13 protein-coding genes and 1 tRNA gene are annotated in these 22862 nt (G+C 33.9%); 4 read left to right on the forward strand and 10 right to left on the reverse strand.

All coding sequences use genetic code 11. The features are described 5' to 3' along the window. Positions 1-19 precede the first annotated feature (19 nt). The 4 genes from C8C85_RS01340 to C8C85_RS01355 form a co-directional block, all read right to left on the reverse strand. Positions 20-3124, reverse strand: a complete 3105-nt coding sequence (locus C8C85_RS01340) for a SusC/RagA family TonB-linked outer membrane protein (RefSeq protein WP_116795464.1) — start codon at positions 3122-3124, stop codon at positions 20-22. A 12-nt stretch (positions 3125-3136) separates the two neighbouring features. Further along, on the reverse strand, positions 3137-4738 hold the full coding sequence (locus C8C85_RS01345; RefSeq protein WP_116795465.1) for a glycoside hydrolase family 32 protein: 1602 nt from the start codon (positions 4736-4738) through the stop codon (positions 3137-3139). Beyond that, on the reverse strand, positions 4701-6059 hold the full coding sequence (locus C8C85_RS01350; protein WP_116795466.1) for a sugar porter family MFS transporter: 1359 nt from the start codon (positions 6057-6059) through the stop codon (positions 4701-4703). The genes C8C85_RS01345 and C8C85_RS01350 overlap by 38 nt, the downstream gene beginning before the upstream one ends. Positions 6060-6289: 230 nt before the next feature. Further along, entirely contained in the window at positions 6290-9028 is a 2739-nt protein-coding gene (locus C8C85_RS01355; RefSeq protein ID WP_116795467.1) for a substrate-binding domain-containing protein, read from the reverse strand. A 940-nt stretch (positions 9029-9968) separates the two neighbouring features. Here C8C85_RS01355 and C8C85_RS01365 point away from each other — a divergent pair. From C8C85_RS01365 to C8C85_RS18390, 4 genes are all read left to right on the forward strand, one after another. Further along, positions 9969-10541, forward strand: coding sequence for a helix-turn-helix domain-containing protein (locus C8C85_RS01365; RefSeq protein WP_116795468.1), 573 nt, complete (start codon positions 9969-9971; stop codon positions 10539-10541). A gap of 105 nt (positions 10542-10646) precedes the next feature. Next, complete coding sequence (locus C8C85_RS01370) at positions 10647-11822, forward strand: serine hydrolase (RefSeq protein ID WP_317046332.1); 1176 nt, start codon at positions 10647-10649, stop codon at positions 11820-11822. 21 nt (positions 11823-11843) lie between these two features. Then, positions 11844-12146 (forward strand): hypothetical protein, encoded by a 303-nt coding sequence (locus tag C8C85_RS18700; RefSeq protein ID WP_317046333.1) that lies wholly within the window; start codon positions 11844-11846, stop codon positions 12144-12146. 545 nt (positions 12147-12691) lie between these two features. After that, the gene (locus C8C85_RS18390; RefSeq protein WP_165818080.1) at positions 12692-12856 is read left to right on the forward strand and encodes a hypothetical protein; all 165 of its coding nucleotides are present in this window, start codon (positions 12692-12694) and stop codon (positions 12854-12856) included. Positions 12857-13531: 675 nt separating this feature from the next. Here C8C85_RS18390 and C8C85_RS01380 read toward each other — a convergent pair. The 6 genes from C8C85_RS01380 to C8C85_RS01405 form a co-directional block, all read right to left on the reverse strand. Continuing rightward, complete coding sequence (locus tag C8C85_RS01380) at positions 13532-18337, reverse strand: RecQ family ATP-dependent DNA helicase (RefSeq protein WP_116795470.1); 4806 nt, start codon at positions 18335-18337, stop codon at positions 13532-13534. A 183-nt stretch (positions 18338-18520) separates the two neighbouring features. Next, positions 18521-18739 (reverse strand): helix-turn-helix domain-containing protein, encoded by a 219-nt coding sequence (locus tag C8C85_RS01385; protein WP_116795471.1) that lies wholly within the window; start codon positions 18737-18739, stop codon positions 18521-18523. A gap of 237 nt (positions 18740-18976) precedes the next feature. Further along, a tRNA-Ser gene (locus C8C85_RS01390) sits at positions 18977-19064 on the reverse strand. 322 nt (positions 19065-19386) lie between these two features. Beyond that, entirely contained in the window at positions 19387-20520 is a 1134-nt protein-coding gene (ribB, locus tag C8C85_RS01395) for a 3,4-dihydroxy-2-butanone-4-phosphate synthase (protein ID WP_116795472.1), read from the reverse strand. 1 nt (position 20521) lies between these two features. After that, on the reverse strand, positions 20522-21973 hold the full coding sequence (locus tag C8C85_RS01400) for an LptF/LptG family permease (RefSeq protein WP_116795473.1): 1452 nt from the start codon (positions 21971-21973) through the stop codon (positions 20522-20524). A gap of 8 nt (positions 21974-21981) precedes the next feature. After that, a complete protein-coding gene (locus C8C85_RS01405; RefSeq protein ID WP_410501042.1) occupies positions 21982-22629 on the reverse strand; it encodes a LolA family protein in 648 nt (215 codons plus the stop codon). Between the last annotated feature and the right edge of the window lie 233 nt (positions 22630-22862).

Here is a 22862-nt window from a genome sequence, read left to right on the forward strand (position 1 = left end):
TTTTATATTTAATGGTTAGTTATAGCGCTAAATTGAGTCCAAGTGTAAATGTCATTGGAAGTGGATATCCAAATGCAGGACTTTCAGGATCGACACCTGTGAATTCTTTAGCATCTATTATAAATAAATTTTGTCCGCTTACATAAAGACGAAAAGTATCTAAGCCCGTTTTTTTCAAGAAATCTTTCGGCATAGTGTATCCCAATTGCAGTACACGAAGTTTTAAATAATTTCCATTTTCAACATAATACGTTGAAAATCTGGATTCGGCATTTTTATCAACCGTTGTCAAAGCCGGAATTGTAGAATTTGGATTATCCAATGACCACGCATTAAGTAAACGAGTTCCTTTGTTAGATCCTACGTCGTCAACACTCCAAAAATCCGTTTGATATTTTGTTGTATTGACTACATCAACGTCATTCACTCCTTCCCAAAACATAGTGAAGTCAAAATCTTTATATCTCAAGCCTAAATTAAATCCGTAAAGATATCCTGCATTCGGATTTCCTATCCAAGTACGATCTTTATCAGTAATAGTTCCGTCGCCATTCAAATCCTCATAACGAATACGTCCAAGACCTTTCCCTTCTTGATTAGGCGAATTATCAACTTCTTCTTGGCTTTTAAATAGTCCATCGGCAACATAACCGTACATAGAATTTATCGGACGACCCAAAATATTGTCATTTACACCATCTCCTCCATAATTGTTTTTAACTTCAGCAGGTAATTCCGTAATTTTATTTTTATTGGCCGATAAATTAACAGACACATCATATTTAAGTCCAAACGAAGTTTCATCTTGATAACCTAAGGTAAATTCCCATCCTTTATTTTCCATAGAAGCTCCATTTACCCAACGATTTCCACCTTCACCAATTACTCCCAAATAAGGGGGCAACACTAAAATATCATCAGTCTTTTTGATATAATAATCTACCGAACCGTTCAATTTTTGATTAAAAAATCCAAAATCCAAACCTACGTTCGTTTGGGTGGTAGTCTCCCACTTTAAATCATCATTACCTGATTGAGTTGCAATAAATCCTGATGGCAGTAATCCGTTTCCGTTTCCTGCAATATCATAAGCAGTTCCAAAAGAAGTCGCCCAAGTAGGGCTGCCGCCTGCATAATTGGCAACATACAATGAATACACCGCTGTATTACTGATTTCCTGATTTCCGGTTTGTCCCCATCCAGCACGCAATTTCAAATCAGAAATAGCAGAAACATTGTCTTTTATGAAACTTTCATTGCTAATTCTCCACCCTGCAGAAACCGCAGGAAAAGTACCAAATTGGTTGTTTTTTCCAAAACGGGAAGAACCATCACGACGTATTGTCCCCGAAACCAAATAACGATTATCATACTCATAATCCGCTTTTCCAAAGTAAGAAAGCAAAGAATAAGCAGTCGAAGTACCACTCGTAAACGATTCGCCGGTTCCTGCATCAGGATACATATAATCTGGCGTTTCTATTAAAAAATCATTTTTACGTAAAGTATTCGTGTCAAAAATGTCTTTGTACATTTCTGTTCCAGCCATCAAATTCAAATTACTCTTTCCTGATTTCAAATTGTAGGTTGCAGTGTTTGTCCAAGTCCACTTATCACCAACCGATTGATCTATAGTTACCGAATTTTGGTCGTTTTGTAGATATCCTGATTTATAACTTCTTTGCAAAGTGCGTTTGTTATAATAACTATAATCAATACCAAAACTTGTTCTAACGTGAAGATTTTTAATGACTTCCAAATCAGCATATGCATTCCCAAAAAGTCTCAAATAATCGTATTTATTATCTTTATTATATTCTAATAACCTAACAGGATTTTGTCTGTCGTTCATACCTCCTACTGGTCCTCCCCAACCTTTTCCGTCCACGGTATGAACTGGAATTAAAGGCAAAGCGCGAAGTGCCGGATCAAGTACACCTGGATCTGTTACTTCATTTGTTCTGTTAAAACTGAAGTTTTCTCCTATAACTAATTTGCCGTCAAAATATTTATAAGAACCATTCATTCTGGCTGAGATTCTTTCGAATTCCGTTGTTTTTACAACTCCTTCATTGTTATAATAACCAAGAGAAAATAAATAGTTACCTCTATCAGAACCATTGGAAACTTCCAAATCATAGGATTTTGCAATTCCGGTTTGTGAAATTTCTTTATACCAGTCCGTATTTGAAGACTTTAATGTTTGCCCGGAATCTAAATACTCTGGAACCAAAACTTTATTCAATTGTGGTTTGTTATTTACTACTGACCAGTCAAACTGATAACTCAAATTATTGTTATTCGGATTCAATCCATCATTGATATTAGCCTGCCACAACGCTTGCCCAAATTGCTCTGAATTTAAAACTTTCAGTTTGCTGGCATAATTTGAAAAAGAAGTGTACTGATTAAAATTAATTCTAGTTTTACCATCTTTTCCTTTTTTGGTGGTAATAATAATTACACCATTCGAAGCACGGGAGCCATAAATGCTGGCAGAAGACGCATCTTTTAAAACCTGCATCGATTCTATATCATTGGGATTTAGTTCATGCATACCTGATTTAGTAGGCACTCCGTCAATTACATAAAGTGGATCCGTATTATTTAAAGTTCCTACTCCACGTATCACAACTCTTGTGTTTCCACCGCTCGGAGAACCATCAGATGAAACTTTTACCCCAGCTATCCTTCCTTGTAAAGCTTTGATTGGGTTTGGTTCCGGTTGCTTCATTAATTCTTTCATATTAACGACAGCTACTGCCCCGGTAATATCTCTTTTCTTTTGTTTTGTATAACCTACAACAACAACTTCATTCAATTGTTTATTTTCTGGATTTAATGCAATCTTTAATGTGGTTCGACCGCTAACCGCAATCGTTTGAGAAGTATACCCCATAAAAGAAACTATCAAGGTAGCCTCAGACGAAACATTTTGAATAATAAATTTCCCATCAAAGTCTGTCGAAGCACTTTTATTGGTACCTGAAATAAGTATATTAGCCCCAGGAATTGGCAGTCCATCATTTGAAGAAATTACGGTACCGTTTACTACTATTTCCTGAGCTGTCGTTGCAAGCAATGGAAAAAATAAAAACAGTAAATAAAAAATTTTACTTTTCATAAATTTGTGGTTTTAGTTAATATTTAATTGGTTAATTATTAAATTATTTATTTCAATATCTTCATTTGAAGAGGCTGAAAAGTGAGTAAATGGTTGAGTTGTAAAAAATAATTCTGTCATTACTTTTTCACCATTGTTATAAAATAGTTCAATTGAGGTCTTATCAAGTACAATTTTAAAGTCACCTGTTTTTTGACTTTTATTCAAAAGTGCTTTTGAAATGGTTGAAGCAAATTTTTCAGAAAAATCAATTTTACCAGATTTTGAACGGTCTAGAAATAAGTAATTCTCTGAATTATTAATCCCAAAAGTTACCGACTCCCCTTTTTCGTTAGATAATGTAAAATTGTAAGTGGCTTTTTTTAAATTTTCCAATCTAAAAGAGATCACGGCTTTAGTCAGATCAATTTTTCCTGATGACACAATTTCAAGATTACCTTTTGCGCTCAGCTTTTTCCCTTTTTTGGTTTTAGAATAATAGTTTTCCAATTCTAAAACTGGATTACTGATCAAACTATAGTCATTTTCCTTTTTGATTAATTGAATTTCACGTGGGATTGTCATACTGCTTCTCCAGCCAGTTGTTGGAACCTGTTGCGCATAATCCCAATTTGACATCCATCCGACAAATAATTTTCTTCCATCAGAATTTGGGATATTATTCCAAGTAACTCCTGCGTAGTTATCTTTTCCATAGTCCAACCAAACCGCTTTTTCAGTGGCAACTCTTTGTGCAAAATTGGCATCTAAAGTAAAAGTCGTTCCGTCAAAATCACCAATAAAGTATTGCGTTCCCGAACCTCCATTTGCTCCTCCCGGATTCAAACTTTGAATTAAAACCCATTTGGTTTCATTGGTTCCTTTAACCTTAATCTGAAAGAAATCGGGACATTCCCAAACACCACCATGTGCACCAATATCCTTCCCAAAATCAGATGCATATTCCCAGTTTTTAAGGTTTTTGGATTTATAAAACTGTGCTCGGTCTTGTGCGGCCAAAATCATTATCCATTGCTTATGGGTTTCATCCCAAGTCACTTTTGGATCACGAAAATCACGAATTCCAGGGTTCTTCACGACAGGATTTCCTTCCTCAAATTTCTGCCATGTAAAACCATTATCATTCGAATAGGCCATATCTTGCTGCTCGACATCGATTGTATTTGCTTTTTCCTTTGTCATATCATGCAAAGTATAAATCGCAACAATTGGAGCTGCTTTACCAGTACCCAAACCCGAAGTATTATTGACATCAACGACAGCGCTTCCAGAAAAAATATATTTGTCTTTATCTGGATAAATTGCTATTGGCTGCTCATCCCACTTAATTAAATCTTTACTGATTGCATGCCCCCAATGCATAGGCCCCCAAGTATTTCCATCAGGATAATATTGGTAAAACAAATGATAATTGCCATTGGCAAAGAACATTCCATTAGGATCATTCATCCATCCCTTTTTCGGGCTATAGTGAAAATTAGGACGGTACATTTGTTCTTCTGTAGCAATTGAAGCTGAGACGACAGCCGTTTGTGCAAAAGCTGGTTTACAGCCTCCTATCGATAATAATGCAGCACTATATAATACCAGCGGCAGATGTTTCTTTGATTTCATTTTTTTTAATTTTTTTTCTAGTTAGATTTTCACTTAATACTTCTAAAGAAATTCCTTTGGTTTCAGGCATAATAAAAATCACAAACAGTAATTGCAATACCATCATTAATGCAAAAATTAAGAATACGGTGGCCGTCCCTATTTCAGAGAACAACATTGGAATCAATGATGGAATTATTGCTGCCAAAACCCAATGCACGGAACTTCCAAAAGCTTGTCCTGAAGCTCGAATATGATTTGGAAAAATTTCTGAGATGAAAACCCATATAACAGCCCCTTGACCAATGGCATGTGAAGCAATAAATATGAAAAGAAAAATAGGCACCGATAAACCTCCCCAGTTGTAATAAAAAGAAGCTGACACCAAACCTAACGAAATGATATATCCAACAGAACCAACGTACATTAACAACTTTCTTCCTAATTTGTCAATTAATGCAACTCCTATTAAAGTAAATATAAGATTTGTGATTCCGATTCCGATGCTGCTTAATAAAGCGGTATTTTGTCCTAAACCAGCTTCTTCAAAAATTCTTGGAGCATAATACAAAAAGGCATTTATTCCTGAAAATTGATTGAAAAACGCAATCAAAAAAGCCAATATTAACGGAAAACGATACTTTTTCATGAAAATATTTTCATGTTTTTTAGCACGATTTTCATTGCTGTCATCTATCAAACTCTTAATGTCTGCAGAAGGATCAATTTTGAAAAGTATCAAACGTGCTTCATCAACACGGTTCTTAGACAGAAGCCATCTTGGACTTTCTGGAATAACCAATATAAAAAGAAGGTAAATTAATGATGGGAAAGCCTGAACTCCAATCATCCATCGCCAGGAATTAGCACCAATATCTTTCAGGAAATAATTAGAAACAAAGGCAATCAGAATTCCCAACACAATATTAAACTGATATAAAGCGACCAAACGCCCACGCTTGTCAGCAGGTGCTATTTCAGAAACATAGGCAGGTGCAGCAATCGTTGAAGCTCCAACCCCAATGCCTCCTAAAAATCTAAAAGCAGCAAAAACATAAGGATTGTTTGCAAATGCCGCACCAATAGCAGAAATAAGAAACAAAACCCCTATCCAGAATAATGTCTTTTTTCTACCAATTTTATTTGTTGGAATTCCTCCGAATATTGCACCAATCACAGTTCCCCAAAGCGCCATTGCCATAACAACAGATCCGTGAAAAGCATCAGATGAATGCCAAAGAAGCTGCAATTGTTTATCAGCTCCTGAAATAACTACGGTATCAAAACCGAATAGAAAACCTGCCAGTGCAGCAGTAACAGACCAAAGTAATATCTTATTCATTGTACATGTATTAAAAACTTGTTGCTAAGATATCCGCAAAAAAAACAACTTATTTTTAACGATGTTACAATTTAATTCATCAATTATTATTGGTTTCGTATTTTAAAGACAATGCCTTTGTTTTCAAGTGTTTACGTTAATTTTTAATTATTTACGAAAACCTTGTAGTTTCGATTCTGTTACATAACGTTCAAAATTGATACCTAAAATGATATCAATTTTGTAACTAATTAATTTGAAGATTTGTATTCTTTAGGTGATATTCCAAATTTATTCTTAAAAGCAGTGGAAAAGTAGTTTGGAGAAGAGAATCCAAGAGAGTATGCAATTTCAGAAATATTCATCGTATTTGACTTTAAGAGCTCTGCGGCTTTCTCCAATTTTACATTATTAATATGATCACTTATATTAATTCCAATTATAGCTTTTACTTTGCGATACAATTGTACTCTGGAAACATTAAGCTTTTCTGCCAGGTCTTCAACTGAAAATTTTGGATTTTCGACGTTTAAATTAATGATATCATTCATCTTAGTAATAAATGATTGTTCTTGATTTCCAAATTTCGATTCTGGTTCTACTCTATATATATTGTTGGTATAATAATATCTTAGTTTTTCTCTATTAAAAAGTAAACTCGAAATAGATTGTCTTAAAACAGAAAGACTGAATGGTTTAGTAAGATATTGATCCACCCCACTTTGAAATCCTTTCAAAACGGACTCTTTATTACTTTGGGCCGTTAAAACAATAATTGGTATATGTGATGTCCTTAAATCTTTCTTTAATTCCTTGCTAATTTCATAACCATTTTTATCTACTAAATTGATATCACAAATAATAATATCAGGTATAATTTCCATTGCTTTCTCGATTGCATCACTGCCATCTGACAAGTAAACAGAATATTCATTTGAAAGTTTTACTTTTAAAAATGAAACCAATTCAACATTATCCTCAATGATCAATAATGTATGCTTTTCTGATTCCGAATGTACTTTAGCAATTTCTATATCAGCCTCTGAATTTATATTGTCAATTAAAAAATTGGATATATTATTTTGATTGTCACTTTTATCAACAATTTCTGAAGCCTTTAAATGCTTATTCCCTTTAAGTAATGTAACTGTAAATTCGCATCCTTGTTTTGATTTCAATTCAATCTTACCGTGATGCAACTCCACGAACTCTTCTGATAAATACAATCCAATTCCTGAACTGTTTTTATTGTTATTTGATGCTCTAAAAAAAGGATTAAATACCATATCCAATTCATTTTCAGGAATTCCTATTCCGGAATCCTTAAAGTTAATCTTTACCGTATTATCTAAACTTTCAGTGATTACAATAGCAATTTTACCATTATCAGGAGTAAATTTAAAAGCATTAGAAAGTAGGTTAAAATATACCTTATCCATCAAACCTCTATCAATAAACAACTCAAGATTCTTGTTTTTACAAGTCAATTGAAAATCAATATTTCTCCGGGCCGCTTCCCCCTTAAAATTCGCCATTACGTCAATGGTGAAATTGTAAATTTTGGTATTTGATGCTCTTAAAGTAAACTTTTGCTCTTCTATTTTTCTAAAATCCAGCAATTGATTAATCAACCTCAATAATCGATTGGAGTTTTTATGGATTAGCTTTATTTCTTCTATCAGTGCAGTTCCTTTAATCTTATCATTTTCAATTAACGATTCCACATAACTCATTATCAAAGTAATAGGTGTTTTAAACTCATGCGACAATCCTGTGAAGAAATTTAATTTTGCTTCGTTGCTTTTTTTAGCAATTTCAGACATCTTCTGAATTTCATCATTCTGATCAATTACAGTTTGATTAATTCTTTCAAGTTGTTTTTTCTTCCTTGAAATAGAAATAGTAGAATAAATGCTATAAATGGTTAAACTCAAAATAATCACTAAGAAAAAACTAAGTAAACGAACAAGGTTATTCTGCGAAGCATATTCTCTTTCCTGAATTTTTATAGCACCTTGCTGTGATTCAATGACTTTTTGCTGCTGATCAACTTTATCCATTTGATTTTCAATAATTTCAGCATTTACCTGATCAATCACAATAGTTTTTAATATATTGTTTTTAGCTATTGGTTCATTGTTATATATTTTTAATGCAAGTTTTAAAGCCTCGTTCCCGCCTGTTGGGTATAATATGGTACCATCTAAAATACCGTTTTTAACTAGTTCAATCCCCCCATTTACAGAATTTAATCCGTCCACTCCAATAAATTTTATTTTTTTTTCTAGCCCTAATGTTTTTGCAGTTTCCCATGCACTCAAAGCCATCCTGTCATTATGGGCAAAAATATATTCAACATCATGGTTTTGCAATAGAATTTCTCTCAAAGGTTCTTTAACTGATTCCTTTTCCCAGTCCCCTTGTATTTTATTTATGATTTTAAATCGAGTATTATCTTGAATAATTTGATTGAAACCAAGACTGCGTTCATAAGCTGGTGAAGACCCACTTGCTCCCATAATTTCAATTATCTTTCCAGATCCCCGACTTTTGGATATAATATACTTCGCAGCAATTCGACCTACTTCAATATTATCAGCGCCAAGATAAGCTGTGTATTTTTCACTGTCAATTTTTCTGTCAACTACCAATACCGGGATACCGGCTTTTATTGATTTTTCTACAACTGCAGTCAGTGGTTTTGACTCAATTGGAGATACAATAATGACATCTACTTTATTTGAAATAAACCTTTCAATATCTTCAATTTGTTTATCTACATTATTATTGGCATCCCGTATACTAAGATTAACTTCAGGTCGTAACGAGGCCTCAACCTTTATGGAACTATTCATTTGCTTACGCCAATCATCTGTAGTCATGGCCTGTGAAAAACCAACTTTTATCTTGTTACTTTTTTTCTGCTTACAAGACACTAAACTGAGTGATGCTACAAATAATAGCAATGTATATTTGATAATAGTATTCATAACATAATAAAATTAGGAAAATGGATTGTTTTTAAAATGCTTAATTTTAAAATTACTCTTATCAAAAATAATTAGGAAGGATTATTTTAGTGATGATAAGCAAGGAAGCCGTAATAATTAAACGTAAAATTAAACTTTTATTTTATGTCTGCAAAACTGTAAATACATTTAATGGTGATGTACAAAAAAAAAGCTTCTTTAGTTGGGATAATGTATTAAAAGTACTAGTGTGATAACAGGAAACATCAGGGTATGCATTTATCCAAAAGATGTACAACGTATTACCGGTAAAACATACAGACAGGCAAGGTTGTATTTAAACAAAATTAAAGACAACTTGAATAAAGAACCACATCAATTAATTTCTATAGAGGAATTTTGTTCGTATTCAGGCCTTCAACTGGAACATGTTTTACGTTGTATAATCGGATAAGAATCCAAGAATTATAAATTCTATCACTCAACTATAGCGTAACAAGATCTGTTAACTTAGCAGTTCAACTACTTCTTTTACTTCTAACACACGAGGCAAAGTAATTGCCTGTGTGATATCGAATGTTAATTAGGCATAAAAACAAAAAATCTCTTCGAGGTCTCACGTCCTCATCTTACAGTTAAGGATTCTGTTGAGAGTAAAGACAAATAGACGAGTAATAGCGAACGGAGGTAGTAAGGAAGGCCGCGATAAACGGAACTGGTTTTACTTAAACTTATTCCCGTTAGCAATGAGTATTAATTTTAATGCACTGCACAATCATTTTTCGTGACTTTAAATGGCTTTTTGTCACTGTTTATTTTTTATCAAGACAAAATTCATTTTTTAGGAAAAGCACATTTACTGTAGTTTAAATCTTCTATATTTACGTGATTTTTAACCAAAATATGGATGAAAGGTAGTTTTTAGACAAACTGACCTGGGCAGTAATTTTAAAATCGTAAAATGTCAAAATTAAAAAGTATAAGAGAATTACAAAATCTGACTCAAGAAGAATTATCAGAAAAATCAAGAGTTTCGGTAAGAACAATTCAGCGAATCGAGTCAGGAAAAGACCCAAAAGGGTATACACTTCGCCTTTTGGCAAAAGCATTACAATTAGAAGAAAACGAATTACTAAACCAAGAAACACAAGAACAAAACACAAAGATTATTGAAGAAAACGAAGAGCCTAAAGAAGACTTTTTCATTAATTATTCCTCTTTGAAATTAATCAACCTCTCCTCTATTCCATTTATAGTAATTCCACCATTAAATATTCTCGTGCCGTTGATCCTCATGTTGGTAATGAAGCAAAAAAATCACTTAACTAAACAAATAATTTCAGTTCAAATACTTTGGACCATAATTGCACCTATTGTATTTATGTTAGGCATTTTTTTGAAACTGGGACGTCAATTCACATTACTGATTATTATACTTATTGTTTTATCTAATGTACTCATTATTCTTCGGAATGCAACAGAAATAGATAGAAACAAAAAACTCCATTACAAACTGAATTTTAGCATGATATAAAAATTGTCGGGATTTTGTCAGGTTATTGTCGGGGAAGTTTTTAGGGTAGAAAACAAGAGTTTCTAACCTTTGCTAAAAAATAATTATAGCAAAACAAAATTCACGATGACAAAACAAATTCTCTTAAGCTTCATTATTGCCCTCTTTTTTAATGCAAACAGCGAAGCGCAGGTTGACAAAAATTCGGAACTATACAAAGTCATTATTTCTAAAGACAGTTTACTTTTTACAATTGGCTTCAACAAATGCGACATTTCGCAGTTTGAAAATTTGTTGAGTGAAAAATTTGAATTCTTTCACGATGTAGATGGTGTTTCTGATAGAAATAAATTTTTAAACGATCTCAAAACAGGTTTGTGTGGTGACAGGAAAAACTATCAGGCAAGAAGAGAATTGCTACCAGAAAGTACCGAAATTTATGCTCTTTGCAATAAATCAAATCAGGGCAAAATTTACGGTGCCATTCAAATTGGTGTGCATCAGTTTTTTGAAAAACAAACTGGAAAATCTGAAAAGTTTGGCAGTTCTGCAAGATTTACCCACGTTTGGCTTTTGGAAAATGGAGAATGGAAACTTTCAAAATCATTCAGCTACGAACATATTAAAAAACAGCTTAAAACTGCAAATACTTCACTATTTGACGATGATGCTGGAATTGAAAAATGGCTTCAAGAAAACAAAGTACCAACTCTTGGGCTTGGAATAATTGAAAATGGAAAACTCGAACAGATAAAAGTTTACGGAGAAATAACAAAAGGTGTTTCCGCACCTTACAACACTATTTTCAATGTTGCTTCCTTAACAAAACCTGTCACAGCAATGCTAGCTTTGAAATTGGTTAGTTTAGGAAAATGGAATTTGGACGAACCTCTTTATAACTATTGGATTGACCCGGAAATTGCAAATGACCCTCGAAATAAAAAATTGACAACAAGACTTATTCTGAGCCATCAAACAGGTTTTCCGAATTGGCGTTGGATGAATGAGGATAAAAAGCTCAATTTCCAGTTTGATCCTGGAACAAAATACCAATATTCGGGCGAGGGTTTTGAATATTTAAGAAAAGCGTTGGAAAAGAAGTTTCAAAAATCACTGCAGCAATTGGCCAGCGAACTTATTTTTCAGCCTCTAAAGATGTATGACACTAGATATGTTTGGGACAAAAACATAGACCCATCAAGGCTTGCTATTGGTTATGATAAAGACGGAAATGCCTATGAAACCGTAAAGAACAAAACTCCAAATGCAGCGGATGATTTATTGACTACCATTGAAGATTAAGGAAATTTCTTGATTAGCGTAATGAATAGTGACGGATTCACAGAAAAAGTATTTAAAGAAATGATTTCTCCTCAAGTTGCAAGCACAAAAGGAAAGCATTTTGGTTTGGGTTTCGAAATTTATGATTTGGGTAACGGAGAGTACGCTTTATCTCACGGCGGTTCAGACAATGGCGTTCAGACTATTGTGTTTATTTTTCCTAAAACAAAACAAGGTATTTTGATTTTCACAAACTCTGACACAGGCGCAAGTGTATATGAAAAGTTATTGAAGCATTATTTGGGAGAAAATGGGCAGAAAATATTTGACATTGAGATGAAATAGTAACTATCTCAAGAGGCAAGGGTTTCGTTCTCTGGGCAGCACTAACGCCATAGCGATGGCGATCAGACAAAGTAATGAATTAAAAATCACTACATACTAAAAAAAAAAGTGCCAACAAGATAAACCTTTGTTGAACGGAACCAATTAGATGTAATCGAACATACTAAAGTAGCCTTCACAGACAGTTAAGATATTAATCTTCCATTATTCAATATATCCATTTTTGATTCTAATTTTTGCCAAAAATTACACAACTAAATGATTATTAACGAAGTATATTTAAAATATTGATTATTTATGTTTAACTTTAAAAGATATAAATTTTTATGATTTAAAAAGAAACTATACTATTCAAGAATGAAAAGAAACTGCTTAAGTCAGATAAACTGCCCAAACCACAATCCTAATAAAGAGCATTATGACATCGATGAATTTAAAGCGAATGCTAATCAAATTTTATTATTAAAATGTAATGACCAGATAGGGGAATACATCATATTCTGATTATGTAAATATCAGATTGCAAATTGTAATATACAAATCTAATGGAAATCAATTGGTATATATTATCGATAGTCTTTCTTGGTGCTCTACTATTAATTATCGTATTAATAAAGCAAAATAACAAAGATGAAAAGGAAGTTGAAAATGAATTAAACTACTTTAAAAAACCCAATGAAGAAGAGTTAAACGATGAGAAGGACTTATAATATTACAAATGAATGTCTCGTCCTGAAAGAAGTTTACAAAGACCAACTACCCCCTCTGGTGCTCGTTTGTATCGAGTATCTACTTACTTATATGAACTGAATAAAGCGTTTGCAACGCGATTCTCATAAATAGATTACCCTAAAGATTCAATATTTGCATTACAAAAGACAGTATTACCTTCTTCATAATTCCTATAATATTTACGTAACCCTTCATTCAAACCCGAGTGATAGCGAATAGGCAAAGCAATTCAAAATAAAAAACATTTCTTTGTTCTTTCATCTTTCTTCTTTCTTCTCCAACCTGCCTCCTGCAATCTCCCTTCTTTCCTCTTGTCTTCTGGCTCCTGCAATCTGCCTTCCTCTCCCTTCTTTCCTCTCCCTTCTTTCCTCTCCCTTCTTTCCTCTTGCTTCTCCAATCTGCAACCTGCCTTCCGCCTTCTACAATCTACCTTCCAACCACTATACAATTCTGAAATCCAACACCACGACATTTGCAACCCCACTAACCATCAAATAGCTTTTTGGATCCGTTTCACATAATTTATGTTCTCTTCCATAACGATGGTTTTTGTGTATCATTATTTCAGAATGGACATAATCTCTTGGACGTTGTTTTCATACACTATCTATAGCTCTGATTAGGCTTTAGTATACTATAAAGTTAATCGGTAATTATTGATTTTTTTCAAAATGTAATTCAGGTAGAACAATCTTTACTTCAATCTTTTTGTCTTCATCTGTCCAATGAACAATGAAATTCACTTTGGCTTCTTTCAATTCATAACCGCTTTTCTTCTTCTCTGATATTGTTTCAAGAAATCTTTTGGAATACTTTAAAATCAATTCCCCTCTATCATTTTTGCAGCCTTCATCAGAAATAATAATTGAATCTCCGCTTGTCAATGTGTTTAATCGCTTCTGAACATACTCAAAGTATCCTAAATTCAAATCCTTATGTGAAAGGTGCATCACCAATTCGCTTGGTTTTTGAAATGTTTCGTTGTTTTCAATTTTCTCTAATTCTTCAGTTTTTATTTGGTCAAGATAATTCCCGTTCAAATGAACAGTCAAATTTTGTTTTGCTCTTGTCATGGCAACATAGACTTGTCTCTTCATTTTATCTTCTCTTGCATCAAAGTTATCAAGAAGCAAAAACACATTGTCGAACTCTTTACCTTTTGCTTTATGAATCGTTGAAACAAAAATTGTTTCACCATTTGTGCTTATGAAATCTTCCAGCTTTGATTCTCTGATGAAAATTTCAAAGTCAGATTTGTATTTCCTTTTTGTGTTTGTCCCTTCAAAATCTTTGATAAGGTTATTGCAGATTTCAAACTTTGAACTTAACTTGTATCTGTCAATCAATTTTCTTTTTGCGTTTACCCAGACATCATCACTGATAATAAAAATACCATCGTTTAATTTCAGCTCATTCAAAAAAAAACGAACCTCTTCAAGATTATACAAGCTAAAACTATCGTTGCTTTGAATTAACTTTGCCTGGTGTCCGTTTTTTGTCAGAAGTCCTGCAACCAGTGATGCTTCTTCGTTTTTGTGAGTCAGGATGCAAGTTGTTCCTGAAAGTCCAGTTGAAAGTATATCGTTAATTAACGGAGTGATAAGATTTCCGTTATTATAATGAATTATTCTAATTTTTCCGTTGCCGGGCTGACTAGCGGCAATCGGAATTTCTTTAAGGCGCTTATCAATAGTCTTTAAAAATTGATTAGTAAATGAGACTAAATTGCTTTTGCTCCTATAATTCGTTATGAGTTCGTATTTTGTTGCCTGCTTTTCTGTAATAAAACTTGATAAATATTTTGAATCTGCTCCCCGCCATTCATAAATATTTTGGTCATCATCCCCAACTGCAATTATTCTCATTTCCTCGTTCTTGTCCATCAGCACTTTTATCAATTCAAATTCTTCCTCGTCCATGTCCTGTGCTTCGTCAATTACCAAAACAGTTTTTGTTATTCTACTGGTTTCAACTTCGTTGGTTTTTATTTTCTCAACAGTATTTTTGATAATCGCACCCGCTCTGTCAATTGTTCCTACTTTTCCCAACAAGTCAAAACAATAAGAGTGAAATGTTTTTATGTCAATGAAGTGAGCGGCATTTCCAATTAATTCAATCAAACGCTTTTTAAATTCGGTTGCTGCTGCTCTTGAAAAAGTTACCATAAGTAACTGCTCATGCTTAACATCTTCCATCAAAAGCAATGAAGCTAACTTGTGAACTAAAACTCTTGTCTTACCACTTCCTGGTCCTGCAGCAACAACTATATATCTTGAATCTTTGTCGTCTATAATTCTTCGCTGAACATCAGACAAAGAGTCAAAAAGCTGTTTGTATTTTTTTGGGGTTATATTTCTTTTTATTTCAAGCTCTCTGCTGCCTTTGAAATATTTGTTTATAAATGAGGGAAAATTTAACTGGAAATAATCATCAACAAATTTTAAAGCACCAGAGTAGTCGTCAACCATTTTCTTAGCATATTCACCTACAATGTGAATTTGCTGAACTTTGTGGTCATAATATTGGCTTAGTTTCTGGTAATCCTGTTCTTTGTATTGAACTCTGTTGTTCTGTTCAAGCCTGTAAATAGTGAGTTTATTGTAAACTACAAGAAATCCACCTTCAATTTTTATTGCTTCAATACGTGACAGATAAAACAAAGTATCTTCAATGTCTTCAATTGTTGCTTTCACTTCAAACATCTGAACCTGATTTCCAAATGCTTCTTGTAATTCAAGAACTGAAAATTCAACCAAAACTTCTTCTCTCCTGGTTTCCTCTTTTCCAATTATGGAATTGCTTTTATCATATAAATAACCAACAATAAACTCGGCTAAAATGTGTCGCTTTTCTAATCTCTCTTTTAATTCTTCTTTGGGTTGACAGCTAATCGCTATAATATGATTTTTTGAGTAATCCTGATTATGTCGTTTGATCCAATTCTTTATTGCCCAAAAGTTGATTACGGTTTTTATCTTGTTTGGAGAAACATCTTTGCAGCCACTTTCTTCGATTTGCTCGTTAAGTTCTTTAATGTGAAATGATTTTTGCTGTTCTTCGAAAAGTGGACAAAGGAAATTTTCTATTAGTCCATAGCTTTGGGTAACTGAAAGAGAACGATTTTTGTTTTCTCCTTTTTTTATGAATGCGGTTAAATCCTTTGTGTCACCTAATATCTTTTCATCTCTTAACAAATTAACAATGGAAATTACATTTTTAATGTCAAGACCTAAAGTATCAGAGATATAATCAACTCTTGATTCTGCCTCATCAGATTTTGTTTGCTTTCTACTTTTGCTTGAAAATAAGCTTTTAATAATCCTAGTTGCAGTTATTTTTTGGTCCTCAGTAAATTTTTGCGAATGCATAATTTTATCAATCGCTTCTTGCGCTGTTTTTGGTAAAATACTATTTGCAAACACTTTTGGCATGTTTTGTTTTCGTTTCACATAGCCAGCTTCCTCCAATGCTGCAATTGCTGTTGTAACTCTCGTTTCAATTTCACTCAGATTGTCATCCCAACCAGCTACTCTTGCGATTTCCAAAGCAGATTTTTGAACACTTGACTTAAATTTGGTAATGAACTTTATGGCATTCCAAATTTGTTTTATCTCATGTAAATTTAGTTTGGTTTGGTTCAGCAGTATGAAATGTTTACCCAGATCTTCCTCATTAAATAAAACATAACAATCAGCAGTTATATTTTCATCTCGGCCTGCCCTTCCTGCCTCCTGAACATAGTTTTCAAGTGAATCGGAAATTTCAAAATGAATTACCATGCCTACATCTTTCTTGTCAACGCCCATCCCAAAAGCTGAAGTAGCCACCATAATTTGAACTTCACCAGTAATGAAAGCATTTTGGTTTTCTGTTTTCTCCTGACTTTCCATTTTACCGTAAAATGCTCTTGCATTAAATCCGTCTTCATTTAATCTTGTTGTAAGGTCTCTTGCCCGTTTGGTTCTTGAAACATAAATTATAGTCGGACAATCTTTCTCCTCTATTAAATCGCGAACGGTGTTGTATTTTTCTTCATCATCTCTTTTTTCAAAAACCCTATATTGCAGATTTGTCCTTGACGCTTTGGAAGGAAATATTTCAAATTTGATTCCCAATTTTTCTTTGAAGTATTCACAAATGTCTTCAATGACTTTTTGCTTTGCTGTAGCAGTAAAACAAGAAACAGGAATTTGTTCTTCAAGATTTTTGCTTTCCTGTAGCGATTTAATGAAATCACCAATGTATAAATAATCGACTCTGAAATCTTGTCCCCATGAAGAAAAGCAGTGAGCCTCGTCAATTACAAAGCGGACAATTTTTCTGCCTAAGAGCAATCTTTCAGTTGTCTTTGAACGAAGTGATTCAGGAGAGATATAGAGTATGGATGCTTTGCCGTTTTGAATTCTCTCAATAGATTTCGCTCTTTCAATCGGGTCAAGCAAACCGTTTATGGTAACTGCATCTGTAATTCCAATCCTTTCAAGATTATCCACTTGGTCTTTCATAAGCGATTGCAATGGTGAAATCACAACTGTTAAGCCTTTTATGTTTTCACCTGCCATCAAAGCAGGAACTTGAAAAGTAATTGACTTTCCTCCACCTGTCGGAAATACGGCTAATAATGATTTGTTGTCAACTGCGGCCTGAACTGCGTTCTCCTGGAGAGGTTCCCCTGAATAAGTTCTGTAAGCATCAAATCCAAAATAATTTTTCAGTCCCTTGTGGATGTCCAAAGCCTGATTGCAGTACTCGCAACCAGTCAGACAGGGATTGCTTCTAAGAAGAAACATTATTCGCTCAACTTTAGGATAGTTTTTTAAAACCCAAGGAGGTGTAATTGAGTATCGATTGTTGCAATTAATCAGTGATAAACAGTAAGCTAATTCAATTGGATGGTCTGAAATTATTTTTGATAAGTCTGCATGCTTGCAAATAACAGAATCAAAATTTTCATGAATTAGTTTTTCTGTTTCTGTATTACTGCTTTTGTATCCAATGAAGCGAAAAAAGGAGTGGAACTCTATTTTTTCATTTAACAATAGATAAAAAATCTGCTTAAGTTTTTCGTCACTTCGATTAAAAGCTGAAACTTCATCAAAAAAAAGATCTTTAGCTTTTATAGAGTCATTAAGTGGGTTGTTAGTGTCTTCTGTTTGTAACTTATCGTCTTTTACTAAAGCATGATAAGGCTTTGTCGGGAACAACAGAGGAGACAGTAATAAAGTATCAATTATGTTTGCAGAATCAACTTTAGCATCTGTGATCGCATTGTAAATATAATGTAAATCGTGATTTATTATGTTGTGCCCACATATAAACTGTGCTCCACTGAGAAAGGTTATAAAGTCAGCAATGGAATTGGAATGAAATGAATTACCATCGCTTTTGACGCTCCCTATGTCAAGAATCCTTTGGCTCTTAGGATCAATCTCGGTATCAACGAATGCGATAGAATTCACTGCTTTTGTTTTAAAAACTGGATTACATTTTTTTCTCTCGTTTCTAAGTTAAAATTAAGATTTTACTCTTAACCCTCACCGTAAGCTAAATTGGTATACTGTAAAGTTAATCGGTAACCTTTTGATATTGCGTAAATTTATGAAAAAAAAACACTATTTATTTGACAGCAATGTTCAAACTCCTTACTCCTCATTTTTAAATAATTCTCTCTCATTTACGGGACCTAAAACGTGCCCAAACATTTTCAGTACCTGATTTACTCCAGATAAACTTAAATTGTCCTTACCTTGTTCAATCTTTCGGACAACGGTCAATGCTACACCAGCTTTCATGGCAAATTCTTCTTGCGTAAGCCCTGCTTGTTTTCGTCTCTTCTTTACAAAATCTGCTATTGTATTCATCTATATGTATTTGCATATAAAAGTAATAAAAACCACTCAATTATATTCTTTTGAATATAAAAAAGAAGACTGGACTTTATTTTGTGTAAACTCTAAAAATCCATTAATGTTTAATTTGACATCTATCACCAAATATAATCAAAAACTGATTCATGATTAACCCCTGATCCGTAATATCGCATGTTAAATTAGGCATAAAAACAAAAAACCCTCAACGTTTGTTGAGGGTTTAAATACTGGCGGAGAAAGAGGGATTCGAACCCCCGGACCTGTTACAGTCAACAGTTTTCAAGACTGCCGCATTCGACCGCTCTGCCATTTCTCCAGTATGTCGCTTTCATTACCTGATTGCGAGTGCAAATATAAGAACCTTTTTTGGTTATGCAAATGTATTTTTATAAAATTTACATCTATTTTACAAGTAACTTTTTAATTGTTTCATTTGCTTTGTTTTAGAATAGAAATATTTTTTAAAAAAGTTTTTACAATAACGGTATGATTTATAAATAGTGATTAATAATTGACTTCGACCCCTTATACAATTGCTCATTCAGAATAAAAAGGATCAAAAAAAATCCTTCGAAATTATTTCCGAAGGATTCTACTATTCACTTTTAGCGATTCGCAATTCACAATTCACTAAAAATCTAATACTTCACATATTCTTTAATTTCCAGGCCATATCCTATCATACCAACGCGTTTGGTTTGCTCGGTATTAGACAATAATCGAATTTTGGAAATGTCTATATCGTGCAATATTTGGGCACCAATACCAAAATCTTTATTGTCCATCTTGATTTGTGGCGCTTTGAATTCCCCTTTCGTCTGTAATTCTTTCAATTCAACAATGCGATTCAATAAATCTATTGATTGCAATTCTTGATTAATAAACAATACTGCCCCCTTGCCTTCTGCATTGATTATTTGAAACATATCATCCAACTTTTTATGGGCATCATTGGTCAATGTACCTAAAATATCATTGTTCACCGAAGTGGAGTTGATACGGGTTAGAATTGGTTCACCAATATTCCAAGTTCCCTTGGTCAAGGCAATATGTATTTGCTTGTTGGTTGTTTGCTGATACGCTCTAAGTCTAAAAGTACCAAAACGGGTTTCGATATCAAAATCTTCTTTCTTGACAATCAAACTGTCGTGTTGCATTCTATAGGCAACCAATGCTTCAATTGAGACTAATTTTAAGTCGAATTTCTTGGCCACTTTTACCAATTGTGGTAATCGCGCCATAGAACCGTCTTCATTCATGATCTCGACAATCACTCCGGCCGATTTAAACCCTGCCAAACGTGCAAAATCAATGGCAGCTTCGGTATGTCCCGTTCTTCTCAAAACGCCTCCCTGTTTGGCTATCAACGGAAATATATGTCCAGGACGCGCCAAATCATGTGGTTTTGTATTTGAATCAACTAACGAAAGTATTGTTTTGGCTCTATCAGAAGCGGATATTCCTGTAGTCACTCCATTACCCCTTAAATCCACCGAAACCGTAAAAGCAGTTTCCATAGGATCGGTGTTGTTTGTTACCATCACATGCAATCCAAGTTCTTTACAACGGCTTTCCGTTAATGGTGCGCAAATCAAACCGCGGCCATGCGTAGCCATAAAGTTAATCATTTCGGGCGTTACTTTTTCGGCAGCGGCCAGAAAATCACCTTCATTTTCACGGTCTTCATCATCAACCACAATAATTACTTTGCCTTGACGAATATCTTCAATAGCTTCTTCTATTGTGTTGAGTTGTATTTTTGTGGTAGACATCTTATTCTTTATTTTGAGATGGAATTATTTTTTGAAACAACTTTTGAAATACTTTTTGTACAGGTGCCAATAGTACATCCATATTGATTAAACCAATATCATTGGTGGCACGATAGGTCAATAAAACGGCCAACGGCGTCAGGATCATAGACGACATCCAAGCCCCAAAGAAAGGCGGCAAACCGTCTTCCTGAGAAATCCTCTTCCCAAAAGTATTGATAAAATGGAAGGATATAAAAATTAAAACGGCGAATACGATAGGCAAACCAAGACCTCCTTTTCGTATAATGGCTCCCAACGGAGCTCCAATAAAGAACATCAGGAAACAAGCATAAACAATAACAAATTTATCATAAAGGGCCAAAATATGACTGTTTATGTTTTTCTTTTTATTGTCCAGTTCGCTTCTCGTAGCGTCAATAGTATACAATGTGCTTTGCGCATTACTGCTGGCAGCTTTTAAAATTTCAACTTTTTGTTTGTTATCGTAGATTGACAACAAATTTTTAACCAGAGCCTTTTTCTTTGCAACTTGAGGAGCATTATTATTGGTTAGGGTACCTATTCTTGCTCCGCTGTTTTCAGAAAATGAAACAATTTCGGTGTTCCTGTTCTTAGTCAAGGAATCCAAAGTGTACTTCAAATCACCCACCGTCAACATAGTACTGGTATTGGATACGCTCTCATCTTTTGTATCCACTTTATTCAATTGGGACAGATCAATATTGATGCGGTATTTCTTAAAGGAACTTTTGGCAAAAGGCAATTTATCTCGATCCTCGTATTTTTTAGGCACAATATCCTGATAATAATTACCGTCATTCAAAACCAACTGTAAAATACTTGTTTTATCACTGCTGATTAATTCTCCGTCCGTGGCGCGAATCACCGTTTTGCTGCCGTCGCCATTTACGGATTTTTGATGAATGGTAATTCCGGTAAGGTGATTTCCATTTTCTCCCGATTTTTTATTCACTTTAATATTATACGTGCCAACGTCGCTAAATTGTCCTTCGGTAATGGCAAGAGCCGGTTTGGCTTGGGCAATATTTTTTCTAAAATTGACAAATCTAAATTCGGCATACGGAATAACATTATTGGCAAATAAAAAAGCGACTATACTCAATATCGCTATAGCAATAGTCAAGCTTCGCATCGCTCTTTGCAACGAAATCCCTGAAGATTTCATAGCCGCAAATTCATAATGTTCAGATAGGTTTCCAAAAGACATTATCGAAGCCAATAAAATAGATAACGGTAAAACCAAAGGCACGATTCGAGGCATGGAGAACGCCAAAAATTTAATAACCATTACGAAATCCAAATCTTTACCGGCCAATTCGGCAATAAACAACCAGACGGTTTGCAGTATGAACACAAAAAAAAGGATAACAAATACCGTAGCAAATGTACCCAGAAATGTTTTTAATAAGTATCTGTCTAGAATCTTCACCTAAATAATTAGTCTAATTTATTGATGTAATAATTGGGATATTTGCTTGCAACAAAGGTAAACTGATTTTTCGGCAATGTCTGATTTGTTTTAAAAGAATTAACCGTCAATGTTGTTTTCGTTCCCTTTTTGGCAATTTCTATTACATTGTAAATATTGTTGGTTTTAGAATTAATACCCACCAAAATCTCTTTTCTTTGATCTTTGGCATTGGTAGGAGTCAGTTTTATGTATTGTATTTTTTTACCGTTTACATTCTGGGCAATATCCATTGAGAATTTATAACCCGTATTAAAGAAAGTCAGCATTTTTGATGGTGTGATAGCCGAATCGTCTTTCTCATCCACTTTCGATATAGTGATTTCTTCATCTTCAGGAACAATAGTATAATTCTTTTTACCGTCAAAAATCTTGGTGATTCCCATAAAATTCAACACATACTGATTCCCTTTCATCACCACGGTTCCTTTACTGTCCTGATTGATATTTTCTTTGGCATTGTTCAAAGAATATTTAAAATCAATTGTAATATTCTCGTAGCTTTTTACTTTGGCAGTTACTTTATCCAGTAAATCTTTTGCTTTTTTATCTTGTGCCTGAGTCGTAAATCCTATAAAAAAGGCAACCAAAAGTCCCATCACCATTTTCACTCCCATTTTGTTTTGTAATCTCATTTGTTCTGTGTTTTGTTGTATGCTTATTAATGATTTTTTGTATGTAATTGAATATTGAAATCACTTGGGCGTGCCCCCATTGAGAAAAGGGGCTTACTGATAGCACCGCTTACAAAGCCCCTTTCCTCAACGGTGTCGGGCTATCCGCGTTACTTCGGTAACTAGCTTCTATCCCTCACGCATCCGTGTAATATCATATTTGGTGCAAATGTAAA

The sequence above is a fragment of the Flavobacterium sp. 103 genome (assembly GCF_003096795.1).
GTDB lineage: Bacteria > Bacteroidota > Bacteroidia > Flavobacteriales > Flavobacteriaceae > Flavobacterium.